Source organism: Planktotalea sp. (assembly GCF_039984035.1).
GTDB lineage: Bacteria > Pseudomonadota > Alphaproteobacteria > Rhodobacterales > Rhodobacteraceae > Planktotalea.
In genome coordinates, this window is record NZ_JBDWVM010000332.1 from 1 (window position 1) to 14,587 (window position 14,587).

Consider the following 14,587-nt stretch of genomic DNA (forward strand, 5'->3'; position numbering starts at 1 on the left):
CGTCATACTTGGTCTCGCAGTTGCCTATTTTGCACTCCAACTGCCTGAACCGACAGCATTGCTGGATGGTCGTGCTCGCGGATCGGTCACTTTACTTGATAGACAGGGCGAAGTTTTCGCATGGCGCGGTGATCAATTTGGCGGCGCGATTACAACGGATACAGCTTCGCCTCATCTCGTGCATGCAATTGTAGCGACTGAAGACAAACGTTTTTACCGCCACCTTGGGGTAAGCCCTCGCGGTATCGCGAGCGCTGTACGCATTAACCTTCGTGAAGGGCGTGGGCCTCTATCGGGACATGGCGGCTCTACGATAACCCAACAAACTGCGAAATTGCTGTGTCTCGGTGTTCCATACGATTCTACCGTTTGGAAAAGCGAAACAGAGTATGAAGCAGATTGCCGACGCACGACCATGTGGCGCAAAGCCAAAGAAGCGATCTACGCAATGGCGATGGAGGCCAAGTACACCAAGGACGATATTCTCAATATCTACATGAACCGCGCCTTCCTTGGCGCAGGAGCGCGCGGCTTTGAAGCCGCGAGCCAGCGCTACTTTGGCAAGTCTGGCGCGCAAGTAAATGCCGCCGAAGCCGCGATGCTTGCAGGCCTGTTGAAGGCGCCAACGCGTTATGCCCCTACCAACAACTTGTCTCGTTCGCAGGATCGCGCAGCTGTCATCATCAGCTTGATGGAAGATCAGGGCTACCTTTCCAAGAAAGAAGCAGACATCGCTCGCATTGCGCCCGCCGAGTTATCGGAAGCGGCCAAAGCAAAGGCTGGTGGGTACTTCGCGGATTGGGTGATGAACAGCGGGCCAGAGTTCTTTACCCGCGACACGACAGAAGACGTGATTATCAAAACAACTTTGGATCGCCGCATTCAATCTTCAGCAGAAGACGCGATGCAATTCATCTTCGAGAATAAAGTACGCGAAGGGTCCAAGGCCCAAGCTGCAATTGTCGTGATGAGCGCAGATGGCGCGGTCCGCGCGATGGTTGGCGGGCGAAACACAAAAGTATCTGGCGCATTCAACCGAGCCACCCAAGCGCTTCGTCAAACAGGATCTGCGTTCAAACCTTTCGTCTACGCGACCGCGCTAGAACTTGGGTATAGCCCCAATGATCAAGTGGTCGATGCGCCACTAACAATCAACATTCCCGGCTCGGGTCCTTGGTCCCCCAAAAACTACACAAAGGACTTCAAAGGCTCTGTAACGCTCACCGACGCACTCAAAGACTCCTTAAACATACCTGCAGTTAAGCTCTCTGAAGATGCTGGACGCGAAAATGTGCGCAAAGTTGCAAGCGAGTTTGGCATCGATAGCGATCTTGCAGCAGGGCCTGCGCTAGCGCTTGGAGCCTCCGAAAGCACGTTGATTGAAATGACCGGCGCTTATGCAGGTATTCTGAATGGCGGCTCTTCAGTGACGCCGTTTGGTCTAGTTGAACTCAGTTTGTTAGGAGATACAGAGCCGCTCATGGGCGCAGGTGGTGGTATTGGCGAGCGCGTCATTAGTGATGCTGCAGCCGGTCAACTCATCTACATGATGGAAAAGGTCGTAAGCCAAGGTACAGGCAGACGCGCCGCGCTTGGCGATCGCGAAGTCGCGGGCAAGACCGGAACAACACAAGCCGCGCGAGATGCTTGGTTCATTGGTTTTAGCGCTGATTATGTTGCGGGCATATGGATGGGCTATGATGACAACACGCCCCTGACAGGCGTCACGGGCGGTGGTCTACCGGCCGAAATCTGGCATGAGGTCATGAAACGCGTTCACGCTGGTCTTCCTGCGCACCCCTTGCCTATGGTTGCGCCGACACCGCCCACGCGGACGAAGGCAATCACACCCGTGCAGAACAGCAACGATATCGCCGACACAGTTTTGCAGCGCGTGCTGCGCGGATTTGGGCAAAGTAGTGGATCAAGCGGAAGTCAATCAGACCAGAACCGTGAAAACCGATAGAAGGTTGGCGCTTTAGCCAGCCTTCTTTAGGTCTGCGATCATTTGGTCGATATTCCCGCCACGACGGTCAATCAGCGCGCCGACTTCAGTGCGTTCAGTCAACAGAAGGTTGATCCCTTCGATGAACATATTGAAAAACTTGTCGCGGCCCGTGCGATCAGACACAAGAAACGTCACTGTGAAGGGCGATTCACCGCGCAGGAATGCCGTGGTTTTCACTTCATACCAGCTTTTCACTGGACGCACGCTGTTCACTTCCAAGCGGCCGCCAATAAATTCGCGGAAACGAGAGCCATATTTTCGCGAAATATACTTCTGGAACTCTCTTGAGAAGGCTTTCTTCTGAGCGCCGCTCGCACGTCGACCATCGTTGCCCATCGCATAAGCGGCAATATACGACGTATCGCTATATTTCGCGAAGATGCGCTCGAAGTCTTTATACATCCCTTGCTCGGATTTACCCGACGCAATGGTCTTGTTGATTTCATCAACCAACGCATCCACGAGCTTTTTAGCGCTTGCTTCGTTCAACGCCATCGCCGCGCTTGGCGCCAAAGCAAAACCCGCAACAGCTGCAGCAACGAAACCGGTAGCTTGGCGTCTGGTAAAATTAGTCATGGTTAAAACCCCTGTGTGTCGAGCTCAAACGGGTTGATCTCTTCAGCAGCATCGCCATCGCCCAGCTTGAACCGACGGTTTTGCAAATAAATTCCGCGCGCCTGTGAATAACTGTCGGCGCTATTATAAAGAATGGAGTCGATCGCATCGGCATATCGTCCCCGCTCCCCTACTTTAGAAGCCACTCCTGCCGCTGTGCCAACGTATTTTTCTGGGCTCGGCAAAACATAGCTCAAGGGATTGGTGAAGAGATCAACGACCTTACCAGCTGCAGCGCGCTCAGTTGACGGGCCAAGACCAGGCAATTCGACATAAGCCCCTTCTGGGACACCCCAAACATAGAGCGTTTGACCAAAATCGCCTTCGATTTCTTCGATACCGAATTCACCAGCCGCATCGAACAAACCACCCAAACCAAGGGTCGTGTTCACAACAAAACGGACCGAGTTGCGAAATGCGCCCTCAACATTACCTTGCAAAAGATTGTTTACGACAGTCCCGGGCAAGCCAAGGTTAGAGGAGAAATTGCCGATGCTATCCTCAAGGTCGTCAGGGATCGCCTTGGTGTAACCAACGCCAGCGGGGCGCAGCAATTTTTCGTCAAGTGCCCGGTTAAATTCATGGTTCTGCCGGTTCACGCTTTCATGCGGATCAAAAACGACGCTCGGGTCATGCCCGGGTCCAGGCTGCGTGCAGCCTGCGAGCACTAAAGCAATACCCGCCAAAATAGGCAAAGATGCGCGCCGCGTACGATATGAAAGTTGTTGAAACACAATGACCACCAAGTGCAAAAGTTAACACGTACCTAATATGCCAACGCGAAAGAACCAGTGGTATTTCACTTAAATCCCGTTGATTTGATGCGCGCGTGACAAATTTCTTAATAAAACCTTACTTAAGAATCGCATACTTCGCGCAAAAGGGAAAGTCATCGCCCTAAATCACGTTTAGCGCATTTGAAGCAATTCTTTGGAAAATGGCATTGGCAAAGCAGTTTTACTCAATCGCGCGCGATAAACTGGCAGGCTTTCACTGACACGCATCGCGTAATTTCGTGTTTCTCTAAACGGAATATGTTCGATCCAATCGACGATATCAGTCTCACCCTTACGAGGGTCTCCATAGACTTCCATCCAGCGCACAGGACGCCCGGGTCCCGCATTATATCCCGCTGCCATCATAACAGGATTGCCGCCAAACTGCTTATCAAGGCGCGCAAGATAGGTCGTTCCAAGGCGCGCATTGTAGCGCCAATCTGAGGTCAATTTGCTTTTCGAATAGTCGATCCCAAGCTCGCCAGCGACGCTTTGCGCCGTTGCGGGCATCACTTGCATCAATCCTCTTGCGCCAGCGCCTGATACAACAACAGGATCGAATTCGCTTTCACGCCGTGCAATTGCCAACGCAAATTCGGTTGGTATCGGATGATCCGTTTTCGCTAAGTCATGGATCGCATAATAGGGCGCAGGAATCGTGATACCACGGCTAGCTGCGCGTTTCCCGATCATCACCGCGATATGCGGCTCATTAAGATCAAGCGCAACTTTGCCCAATTGCGCCGCTTCCAGAGGCGTCAGACTTTCGGTGAGATGCGTGAAGAAACGCTCGGATATTGTGAGCTCACCAGCCTGCAACGCGAGAACCGCGGCTTGAAACACAGTCGATCCCATAAAACTGGCGTCGCGCCAATCAGGGAGCGCAGCTTGCCCTGCGAGGCTTTGATCAAACGGCAGTCCGGCACGCTCTGCCGCGAGCAAGCCATAAAAACTCGACTGATATTCAGCGCCATCACTATAAGCCGCCTTTGCTGCAGCTGCATTTCCAGCCGCCTCATAGGCACGCCCGATCCAGTATCCTGCACGTCCTCGCGAAATGGGGGTCACAACCGCGCCTTGATGGCCTTTGAAATGCTCCAATGCTTTCTTCGGATCATTCAGGAATCGCAAAGCAATATACCCACTCAGCCATTCTAAATCAGCAAAGGACGACCCTTCACTCAGATAGTGCTGACTGGCCAAAGCATAAGCACGTTTGTAGTCCTTATTGCGCATCTCTTGTCGCGCAAGCGCGCGACGACGGTTAGACCAAGGCTCAGGTTCGCCCAGAGTTTTTGCGCTTTTGCTAGACGCGAGCGCCAAATCGACGGCTTCCTTTTGCAACCCCTTACTAGCGCGCCAAACGAAGCGTTCATAGGCAAGTCCCGGGTCGTTTTTCAAAGCATCAGGAACGCTTGCAACCAGCGCATCAATTCCTTTGGCGCGCGCACGCAATCCCATGCGTGCTTTGGCCAACTTCTGATACCCTTCAGGCACGAGCGACATCATGCGCCCAGCATTTTCGGTCCATCCCTGCCAGAGCACCATATCGAGACGAGCGATGTGATGATCCTTTAGTAGATCCCCGTATTCAGCGAGCATCTTTGCATGGGTTTGCGGACCGATCGACATACTCCGCCATGCCAAAACCAACCCCGCCTCAGCGCTTTCTTTTTGCCCCGCGGCCTTCAGCGCGCGTGCATGCGCCATCGCGCCTTGCGCCGTCTGTGGCAAATCATTCTTAAAGAACAACATCACATCGGCATTGTTTGCATCCAGCATCGCAGGCTCGCTCTTTTTGCGCAGCCATTCCAAACCGGGCCAATCTGGATTGAGATCGAGAAAGAGCAAAACTTCCTCCGCCGTTCCCTTGCCAGCGCGCAAACGATGCCATTCGATAAGATCATAGGCGACGGGGCTGATATCACTTGCAAGCGTACGCGCTTCGGCCCAATCCCCCGCTCGCATTGCGTCAAAGGCACGCGGTAAAGGAACATGGCTCTCGGAAAACGCCGAAATAGGCGTGATCAATACGAGAAAAAGCAAAAGGGCAAAACGCTTCATGACTTGCAATTCATTCAATGACAAAGGATAGACACGGCACAACCTAGCCTTTGTGGCGCTGTGAGCAATTCACAAATGCAACAGCACTCAAACGGCTGTTTATTCATCCGGGCCTGTCGCCCGCCAACACGAAGAGGAGCGTGTCATGTTTAAAGGTTCTCTAACCGCACTGATTACGCCGTTCAAGAACGGCGAGCTGGATCTGGAAACACTGAAGAAACTTGTTGAATGGCATGTCGGTGAAGGCACCAACGGTTTTGTCCCTGTGGGCACAACCGGCGAAAGCCCGACCCTGACCCATGACGAGCACGAGAAAGTTGTCGAAGAAGTTGTACGCGCATCTGCTGGTCGTCTGCCTGTGATCGCAGGCGCAGGTAGCAACAACACGCTCGAATCAATTCGCCTTGCCCAGCATGCGGAAAAAGTCGGTGCAGATGCTGTTCTTGTTGTTACGCCTTATTACAACAAGCCGACACAACGCGGTTTGATCGCGCATTTCACAGCGATTCACGACAGCACGAACATTCCAATCATTATCTACAACATCCCACCGCGCTCTGTGATCGATATGTCACCTGAGACAATGGGCGAACTAGCGAAACTGCCACGCATTGTCGGTGTCAAAGACGCGACCGGCGATCTGTCTCGTGTGCCTTTGACGCGCATGAGCTGTGGCCATGATTTCGTTCAGCTGTCTGGTGAAGATGCGACAGCGCTCGGCTACAACGCACACGGCGGTGTTGGCTGCATTTCAGTGACGGCCAACGTCGCGCCAAAGCTTTGCGCGCAAATGCAGGCCGCGACGCTTGCGGGTGATTACAACACAGCGCTCGAAATCACAGACAAGCTGATGCCACTGCACAAGGCGATCTTTACAGAGCCGGGCCTTGTTGGCGCGAAATATGGTCTCTCCAAACTGGGTCTGTGCAGCGACGAAGTGCGCTCACCGCTGACCAGCCTCACGGATGAGACAAAAGCACTTATCGACGATGGCATGCGCCACGCGGGTTTGATCAACTGATCTAAAGTAAGAATTTGACGAACAGGGCGGGGTTTACCCCGCCCTATTTGTTTTGGCGATACGCAGCCGGTGTTTGCCCATAGACCCGTTGAAATTCGCGGTAGAAGTTCGAGCGAGTCAAAAAGCCAGATTGCGCCATAACCTTGGCCACGCTTTCATCGGTACCGCGCAGCAAGTCAGCCGCATGTTCCATTCGAAATCGATTCACATATTGCGACACGTTCATGTCTTGCGTCTGATTGATCGCAACCGACAAGGTTCGCACGGGAACATGTAAACGGCGCGCCAGACGTTGCACCGACAAATCAGGTTCCAGATAAAGCTGGCTCGACGTCAAAAGCGCGCGCGCCTCTTCTTCCAATTTAGCGAAGTCATCTGCCTCACTTGGCATTGGCACGGTTTGCTGCACCGCGCGCGGCGCAAGCATGGACGGCATCACAAAGATAAAGGCGAGTGATCCAATGATAATCGGGATCGACGTGAACGAAATGAGCGAGCGCACATGGCGCCCTTCGTTCATCGCAAAATCAAACGCGATGACTGTGTCGATCAACAAAATGAAGGCCAGGAGCATAATCCCCCGTAACATCCAGTTCGCGACCTTTTGCGTTACATCGAAATGCGCATGAATTAGAAAGTCAGGCCCCTTGCGCCAAAGAAGTGCCAGCCTAGCAAGGTAATAAAGATAGCTGCAGGAGATCAGCCAATCGAGCGCATAGATTGGTTGCGGTGCTAAAAAGAGCGTTAAGATAATCGCAGACGCGACGCCAAGGTGACGTAGAGCAACTCGGGTGAAGATCTCTTTGGGAATCGCAAAAGCCGCAAAGCCAAGGAATAAAAGTGGCCCCACAAGCAACGGACCCGCGCGCTGGACGAGCACCAATTGCTCCAATCCATAGCCAAATCGCAATCCGACCAAGAACGATTCAAAGCTCAAAAGCGCGAAGAATCCGGCAAGGAAAAGGCTTGCTTTGCGCGACCCCCAATCCAGTCGATATACCAAAATTGCAATTGCTGCGCCCAGCAACGACGTAATGATCGGCAACGGTAAAACCAGTAATAGGTTGTCCGGCATTTGTCCTCTTTCACGTTTTCACTGTCCTACATCACGATAAAGGACAGGTTTTGGCACCTTGGCGCATTGCCGAAACAAGCACTGACACGCAACTCCTAGGTTATCACGCAAACACATCGGAGTTCGATATGAAACATACACTTCACATGCTCGCCCTCGCATTTTCCATTGGTACAGGACACACAGCCAGTGCCGACACCTTCCAAACCGGAATGCGCAACATCGCGATCAAGGACGGCAATACTGAACGTCCTTTGGAAGGCATCCTTTGGTACCCTGCCGAAGCTGATGCAGCTGTTTCCAAACAACACAGCAATGCGGTTTGGATCGGTGTTGAAGCGGCGAAAGATGCGGACGCTGTGGCAGGTAGCTACCCATTGGTGGTCCTGTCCCATGGGATGTATGGCAATGCACGCAACCAAAACTGGTTAGCGGATGAATTGGGTCAAGAGGGCTATGTCGCACTCTCGCTCAACCATCCGGGTACATCGACTTGGCTACGTGATCCTGATCATGCGCGGGAGTTATGGGAGCGCCCCAAAGACGTAAGCCGTGCGATCGATTTCGCACTAAGCGATTCTGAGCTTAGCGCTTTGATAAATCCTGAGCGTATCTTTATGGCCGGTCATTCGCTTGGTGGTATGACAGCTGTACAGCTGGCGGGTGGCCGTCAGGATCTGGCCCAAACAGATACCATTTGCGCCGCTGACCCGTCAGAGTTGATTTGCAGCATTATCGAACTTTGGCAACTTGGCAAAACGCCAGAAGACCGCGCTGAGATGGCTAAAGACCTGTCCGACCCACGTCTCAAGGGCATCGCCGTTCTTGATCTAGGTGGCACGCAAACCTTCTCTGCGGAGAGCCTCGGCGCGATTGATACGCCGATGTTCGTCCTCGGTGCGCCAAAAGATGTACAAGGCAGCCTAAACCTTGACGTTGAATCACGTGCTTTGATGGCGCAGCTTCCGAGCGGCATTGCAAGCTATCTCGAACCAGCGACCCTCGCGCATTTTGACATGCTGGGAACATGTTCAGACATCGCCATTCCGATCCTTGAAGAGGAAGCAAAGGGTGATGGAATGATCTGCATCGATGGCACTGGCGAACGTGTCGCAGATCATACTATCGTCGCCGATGCGCTCCTCGCGTTCTTCGCGCAGCAATAATCAAAGAAACGCCCCGCGCACATCGCGTCGGGGCGTTTTTACTTAGAGACCTTCAGGTTGACCCACGACGGTAAAATGCAGCTCGTCCGGAAGATATACCTCTTTGATCACGCGATTTATCTCATCCAGCGTGACTGCATTCACCTTGTCATTGCGCGTATTAACATAGTCTGTCGACAAGCCCTGCATCTGCATCCCAACAAGGATATTGGCAATCGGCCCATTGCCATCAAAGCGCAAAGGATAAGCGCCAGTGAGGTAGGTTTTGGAGTGATCCAACTCTTCTTGCGTAACGCCTTCTTCAACGAGACGCTCCCATTCAGCTTTGATAACATCTATCGCATCCGCAACACGGTCGTTTGCAGAGGCAACTTGCCCAAACACCATTTCGGAATTCTCACGTGTCGCGAGGAACGAGTAGACCCCATAAGTCAAACCGCGCTTGTCCCGCACTTCTTCCATCAAGCGGCTTTCAAAACCACCGCCACCCAGAATAGTGCTCGCAACGAAGGCCGCAAAGAAATCGGGATGATGACGCCCGATCCCGCGGTGCCCAAAGAGCGCCACAGATTGCGGCGTATCAAATGGAACAACAGTCACGCCAGCGTCCAATCCGACCTCAACACGTTTTGGCATTTTGGCACCTGTCGCAGGCAAGTCAGACAGCAAAGTATCCATAAGCGCGCCAAGTTCTTCTGCAGTGATATCCCCAACGGCACTGATGAACACACGATCACGCGCGACGGTATCTTGGTGCGCCGCAAACAAATCCTCTTGTGTCAGCGCAGCGATACTTTCGGGGGTTCCGTCACCATTGCTGCCATACGCATGATTGCCGTATGCCGCGCGATCAAAGGCCGCGCGCGCAATTTCGTTCGGGTCTTTTAGATCAGATTGCAGCATCGATTGAATTTGCCCCTTCACCCGATCAATCGCATCTTGGTCAAAATTCGGCGCGATGATTGCACCCTTTAGCAGCTCAATCGCTTCATCGCGGTTTTCGCTTAGCATGCGCGCGGAAATGCTAATGGCATCATCAGATGCGTCGAATTTGAATGACGCCGCCAGCTCATCAACAGCTTGGGCATACCCCCGCGCGTCCAAATTTCCCGTGCCCTCTTCCAGCATCGCCATCATCAAAGAAACCGCGCCTCGTTTGTCAGCGCGATCAAGCGATGTTCCGCCTTTGAAACCAATGCGAAGCGCCATGAAAGGAATTGTGTGATCTTCAACCAACCAAGCCTTTAGGCCACTTGGTGAGGTCACTTCTTGGATATCCACATCAGCACGCAGTGGCGCGGCGAGAAGGACAAAAACGGCTGTGATACTTAGGAAAATCTGTCTCATTTCGCGGCCTCCGCATCTGAAGTTAACCAACCTGTCACCGATGTCCGCTCTTGCAACACATCTCTTAGGGCCGTTTTGATATCGTCTTCATTCACGCTGTCCACGACATCAGGCCAGTCCAGAACGTCCTTGATTGTAAGGCCGGTGGTAAGCGCGCGACCATATCTATTTGCGAGGCCTTGCACGTTGTCTTTGGCGAAAATTTCCTGAGCGCGCATATTGCGTTTGATCCGGTCCAAATGCGCTGTGTCGATGGGTTCCTCGAGAAACTCTTGCAACACGCGGTCCATGTTGGCCTCGGCTTCACTCAGGCTCACACCGGGAACGGGCACAACAATCGTCGTAAAACGCGTGTCATCCAGCGACGTTCCGCGATAGTAGGCCGTTGCGTAGACTGCTGATTTATCTTCAAATTGCAGGCGCTGTGTCATGAAGGCCGTTTGGCCATCCCCGAGCAGTTCAGCTGCGAGCATCAAGGCAGCCGCGGTTTTCTGATCACCGTTATCTCGTTCAGGCGCAAGGTAGGCACGGCTGACATATGGCTGTGCCACACGTGGATCTTCATAAACCAAACGACGCGCGGCTTTGTGATCCGGCTCTTGCGGGCGCAAGCGCTCGGGTAAATCGAGATTGGCCTCCAAGGGACCATAATGGCGCTCGGCCATGTCCTTCACGTCTTCAGGCGTCACATCACCTGCGACGATCAGGATTGCGTTGTTCGGCGCGTAGAACTGCTCGTAGTAATCTTGCGCATCCTGAAGATCGAGGGTTTCCATCTCATGGCGCCAGCCGATGATTGGCACGCCATACCGATGGTTCATGTACATCGCAGCGTTGGCCTGTTCATTGAACAACGCACCCGGATCATTCTCTGTGCGCTGGTTGCGCTCTTCAATAATGACTTCGCGCTCTGTCAGGATGTCTGCTTCGCTCAAACGAAGGTTGACCATGCGGTCGGCCTCCATTTGCATCATCAATTCAAGCCGGTCAGACGCAACCCGTTGGAAATAGGCAGTGTAGTCGTAGGATGTAAACGCATTGTCCGAGCCGCCATTAGCAGCGACCGTTCTTGAAAACTCGCCTGCTTCCATGTTGTCCGTCGCCTTGAACAGCAAATGTTCAAGAAAATGTGCAACGCCCGAGACACCAGGCTTTTCGTCTGCTGACCCAGCGCGATACCACATCATGTGAACAACGACAGGCGCACGGTGATCTTCGATCACCACGACGTCCATTCCATTGTCTAATGAAAAGGTACTGACCTGATCATCCCAGCGGACCGTCTCCGCAAAAGCGGCAATTGGTGCACTGAGCAGAGCCAAAAATGGCACGGCCAAACGAAATCCGAAACGCATATTTATTCCTCACGTTGGGTAGATCTAAACACCAACCTAAGCGTGTTCCGGCCTGTTGCAACCGAACTGACGCCATCGTGAAGGTCTTATTCGACGGGTGGTGCAGATGGCGTTTTCACGCCCGCGCGACGGCTTGCGTTAAGTGTCGCGTTCGCATCGAGCACTTGGCTCCTGTACACTTGGACATAGCGGTCTGTTTTAAACAGGCGAATGTTCGTGAACCGGCCACGGCGCTTGCGGAAATCTGCGTCTTCGGCAGCGGTTGTTGCGCGAATGTTGCCCGGAACTCCGTAGCGCGATGCACTGGCAATCAAAGCACCATCGCTCGATGGAACACCTTGGGCCGTAACTCGCGCAGGATTGCCACCTAGCGCGGCAACTGCGTCTTGCTTAGGTGTAGCATCCACGAGATTGGCTGATCCAGGTGTTGGAACTGGCAACGCGCTATAGCTTTCGGGTGTTTGCAAGGGCTTGTTAGGTACAATAGCGAATTCTTCCGGCCCTGCGGCTGGATCGCTCAAGTCGCGCAAACCCTTGTTGCCCCCGCATGCTGCGAGGCCCAAGGCCATAATCAGGATCAAACTGCTCGCCGGTCGCATTTTAACTCCGCTCCGTTCGCTGTGTTTTAGCGCATAGAAAAGGCGCCGTCACCTAGGCTTTTTTGCTGGGCGCGAAAGAACGCCGATTGCACTCATACTATACATCTTCTTTTTCGTCGCCGCCAAAAATAACCATACCAAAGGCGCCGACGAAAATAGCAATATCTGCAACGTTAAAGGAGAACGGATTGTTAAAGCCACAGCAGCTCATGTTCAAGAAGTCTGCGACTGCTCCGTAAAGGACACGGTCAATAATATTGCCCAGCGCGCCGCCAACGAGAATGCCAGCGCTGATCAGTCCAAGACGACCAAAGTTCTCTTTTCTCAGCCAGTAGAGAACGAAGGCGACAATAATCAACGCGATACCGATTAATATCCAACGCGTTGCAGAACTGTCGCCCGAGAAGAGGCCAAAGTTCACGCCATAGTTCCACGCCATGCGCAGGTTTAGGAAGGGTGGCAGCACATCAATGCTGCCCACTTCACGCAAGTTCATCCAGTGAACCACAAGGTATTTCGTCGCTTGATCCGCGAGGAACACCCAAAATCCTGCCCAAAACACAAGACGCATGCGCGTCCTCCCTTAAATCACCAATTAGTGGCGGAAGTGACGCATACCAGTAAAGACCATCGCTAATCCAGCCTCATCTGCAGCGGCGATCACTTCGTCGTCACGCATGGAGCCACCTGGCTGAATGACGCAAGATGCACCAGCTGCAGCTGCTTCCATCAGGCCATCAGCGAATGGGAAGAACGCGTCAGACGCGACAGCCGAGCCAACGCTTAGCGGCGTTTCAAGTCCTAGCACCTCTGCCATGCGCTCTGCCTTCTTCGCAGCAATCAGCGCGCTATCAAGGCGGTTCATTTGACCCGCGCCAACGCCGACTGTTGCGCCGTCTTTCACATAGACAATCGCGTTAGACTTAACGTGCTTGCCAACTTTCCACGCAAACAAAAGGTCGCGCATTTGCTCTTCGGTCGGTGCAACCTTCGTCACAACCTTCAAATCATCCATGCCAACAAAGCCAACATCTTTGTCCTGCACCAACATACCGCCAGCAACTTGGCGATAGGTCAAACCACCTTTGCGGTTGTTCGGCAGACCATCAGTTGTCAGCAAACGCAGGTTCTTTTTCGCTGCGAACACTTCGCGCGCGGCATCAGATGCACCCGGCGCGATCACAACCTCAGTGAAGATGCCAACGATCTCTTTCGCCGTTTCTTCATCGAGCGGTTGGTTCAGCGCAACAATACCGCCAAAGGCAGATGTGCGGTCACAATCGAACGCGCTTTTGTAGGCTTCAATCAAGGAACCGCCCAGCGCAACGCCACATGGGTTTGCATGCTTGATAATGGCACAAGCCGCTGTTTCGCTTGGGTCAAACTCAGCAACCAGTTCAAACGCAGCATCTGTGTCGTTTATGTTGTTGTAGCTCAGCTCTTTACCCTGATGCTGCTTGGCCGTCGCAACGCCCGCGCGCTCTGTACCATCAACATAGAAAGCTGCTGTTTGGTGTGGGTTTTCACCATAACGTAATGTCTGAGACAAAGTACCCGCAAACGCACGGCGACGTGGCGCAGTGTCGCCCAGCGCATCCGCCATCCAAGTGGATACCGCGGCATCATAAGCGCCAGTACGCGCATAGGCTGTCTGCGCCAGTTTCTGACGGAACGCATATGTTGTTTGACCGTCGTTCGCGTCCAACTCAGTGAGCAACGCGTCGTAATCTTCGACATCCACAACAACGCTGACAAATGCATGGTTTTTCGCAGCGGCGCGGATCATCGCAGGACCGCCGATATCGATGTTCTCGATGCACGTGTCGTAGTCACTGCCTTTGGCGACTGTTTCTTCAAAAGGGTAAAGGTTCACGACAAGCAAATCGATTGCGCCGATGTTGTGCTCATCCATAGCTGCAACATGTGCATCGTTATCACGCAGCGCGAGGAGACCGCCGTGGACCGCTGGGTGCAGCGTTTTTACACGCCCGTCCATCATTTCAGGGTAACCCGTCACATCCGCAACATCGCGCACGTCAAGACCTGCATCGCGAAGGGCTTTCGCGCTGCCGCCAGTGGACAACAATTCAACTCCGCGCTCGGACAAAGCGCGCCCAAGATCGATCAGTCCAGTTTTGTCGGAAACAGAAAGCAAGGCGCGGCGGATGGGAGAAAGATCAGTCATGGCTGTTCAGGGTCCTGAAATCTAAAATTGCATATCGTCATCCGGAACGAGATCGCGCACGCCAACTGCTGTGTCTTGCGTTTTCGCAAGCGACCACCGGATGCGCGTCGCATAGTCCATTGCGCGGCCAGTTAAAACGATCTGTTTTGTCGCGCGGGGCTGTAAACGCCCTTTTTCAAGAAAAAGACTGGGTTCAAGGCCCAATTTGGCCACGCCATCATGGCGAAACACCCAAAGTTCTCCGCTTTTTTGCGCCATGGAGACTGCCGTGCCTCCCATATCCAGCGCGGCATCAACCTCGGGATGCAGATGGAATCGGATGGTAAAGGCGACGCCTTGAAGGCTGAGTTCGTCCATCTTCGCATCAAATCGCTTC

Annotated in this window: 13 protein-coding genes; 3 read left to right on the forward strand and 10 right to left on the reverse strand. The window is 53.3% G+C overall.

Annotation, left to right across the window (positions count from 1 at the left end; all coding sequences use genetic code 11):
- A partial coding sequence (locus ABJQ89_RS14890; protein WP_348496969.1) for a PBP1A family penicillin-binding protein occupies positions 1 to 1,966 on the forward strand: 1,966 nt, incomplete at its 5' end.
- Positions 1,967 to 1,978: 12 nt separating this feature from the next.
- On the opposite strand, the gene ABJQ89_RS14895 is transcribed toward ABJQ89_RS14890, so the two are convergent.
- The 3 genes from ABJQ89_RS14895 to ABJQ89_RS14905 all read right to left on the reverse strand — a co-directional run bounded on the left by ABJQ89_RS14895 (position 1,979) and on the right by ABJQ89_RS14905 (position 5,463).
- Positions 1,979 to 2,584, reverse strand: a complete 606-nt coding sequence (locus ABJQ89_RS14895) for an ABC transporter substrate-binding protein (RefSeq protein ID WP_348496970.1) — start codon at positions 2,582 to 2,584, stop codon at positions 1,979 to 1,981.
- A 2-nt stretch (positions 2,585 to 2,586) separates the two neighbouring features.
- Positions 2,587 to 3,357 (reverse strand): VacJ family lipoprotein, encoded by a 771-nt coding sequence (locus ABJQ89_RS14900; RefSeq protein WP_348496971.1) that lies wholly within the window; start codon positions 3,355 to 3,357, stop codon positions 2,587 to 2,589.
- A 174-nt stretch (positions 3,358 to 3,531) separates the two neighbouring features.
- Positions 3,532 to 5,463, reverse strand: a complete 1,932-nt coding sequence (locus ABJQ89_RS14905) for a lytic transglycosylase domain-containing protein (RefSeq protein ID WP_348496972.1) — start codon at positions 5,461 to 5,463, stop codon at positions 3,532 to 3,534.
- 145 nt (positions 5,464 to 5,608) lie between these two features.
- On the opposite strand from ABJQ89_RS14905, the gene dapA reads away from it, so the two are divergent.
- The gene (gene dapA, locus ABJQ89_RS14910; protein WP_348496973.1) at positions 5,609 to 6,484 is read left to right on the forward strand and encodes a 4-hydroxy-tetrahydrodipicolinate synthase; all 876 of its coding nucleotides are present in this window, start codon (positions 5,609 to 5,611) and stop codon (positions 6,482 to 6,484) included.
- A gap of 43 nt (positions 6,485 to 6,527) precedes the next feature.
- On the opposite strand, the gene ABJQ89_RS14915 is transcribed toward dapA, so the two are convergent.
- A complete protein-coding gene (locus ABJQ89_RS14915) occupies positions 6,528 to 7,559 on the reverse strand; it encodes a helix-turn-helix transcriptional regulator (protein WP_348496974.1) in 1,032 nt (343 codons plus the stop codon).
- A 128-nt stretch (positions 7,560 to 7,687) separates the two neighbouring features.
- On the opposite strand from ABJQ89_RS14915, the gene ABJQ89_RS14920 reads away from it, so the two are divergent.
- Positions 7,688 to 8,725, forward strand: coding sequence for an alpha/beta fold hydrolase (locus ABJQ89_RS14920; RefSeq protein WP_348496975.1), 1,038 nt, complete (start codon positions 7,688 to 7,690; stop codon positions 8,723 to 8,725).
- A gap of 42 nt (positions 8,726 to 8,767) precedes the next feature.
- Here ABJQ89_RS14920 and ABJQ89_RS14925 read toward each other — a convergent pair whose 3' ends face one another.
- The 6 genes from ABJQ89_RS14925 to ABJQ89_RS14950 form a co-directional block, all read right to left on the reverse strand.
- Positions 8,768 to 10,072, reverse strand: a complete 1,305-nt coding sequence (locus tag ABJQ89_RS14925; protein WP_348496976.1) for a pitrilysin family protein — start codon at positions 10,070 to 10,072, stop codon at positions 8,768 to 8,770.
- Complete coding sequence (locus tag ABJQ89_RS14930; RefSeq protein WP_348496977.1) at positions 10,069 to 11,427, reverse strand: pitrilysin family protein; 1,359 nt, start codon at positions 11,425 to 11,427, stop codon at positions 10,069 to 10,071. The genes ABJQ89_RS14925 and ABJQ89_RS14930 overlap by 4 nt, the downstream gene beginning before the upstream one ends.
- A gap of 86 nt (positions 11,428 to 11,513) precedes the next feature.
- The gene (locus ABJQ89_RS14935) at positions 11,514 to 12,026 is read right to left on the reverse strand and encodes a DUF3035 domain-containing protein (RefSeq protein WP_348496978.1); all 513 of its coding nucleotides are present in this window, start codon (positions 12,024 to 12,026) and stop codon (positions 11,514 to 11,516) included.
- Positions 12,027 to 12,123: 97 nt separating this feature from the next.
- Positions 12,124 to 12,597, reverse strand: a complete 474-nt coding sequence (gene lspA, locus ABJQ89_RS14940) for a signal peptidase II (protein WP_348496979.1) — start codon at positions 12,595 to 12,597, stop codon at positions 12,124 to 12,126.
- A 24-nt stretch (positions 12,598 to 12,621) separates the two neighbouring features.
- Positions 12,622 to 14,211 (reverse strand): bifunctional phosphoribosylaminoimidazolecarboxamide formyltransferase/IMP cyclohydrolase, encoded by a 1,590-nt coding sequence (purH, locus tag ABJQ89_RS14945; protein ID WP_348496980.1) that lies wholly within the window; start codon positions 14,209 to 14,211, stop codon positions 12,622 to 12,624.
- Positions 14,212 to 14,232: 21 nt separating this feature from the next.
- Positions 14,233 to 14,587: heparinase II/III-family protein (locus tag ABJQ89_RS14950; protein WP_348496981.1), on the reverse strand; the 355-nt coding region annotated here is incomplete at its 5' end.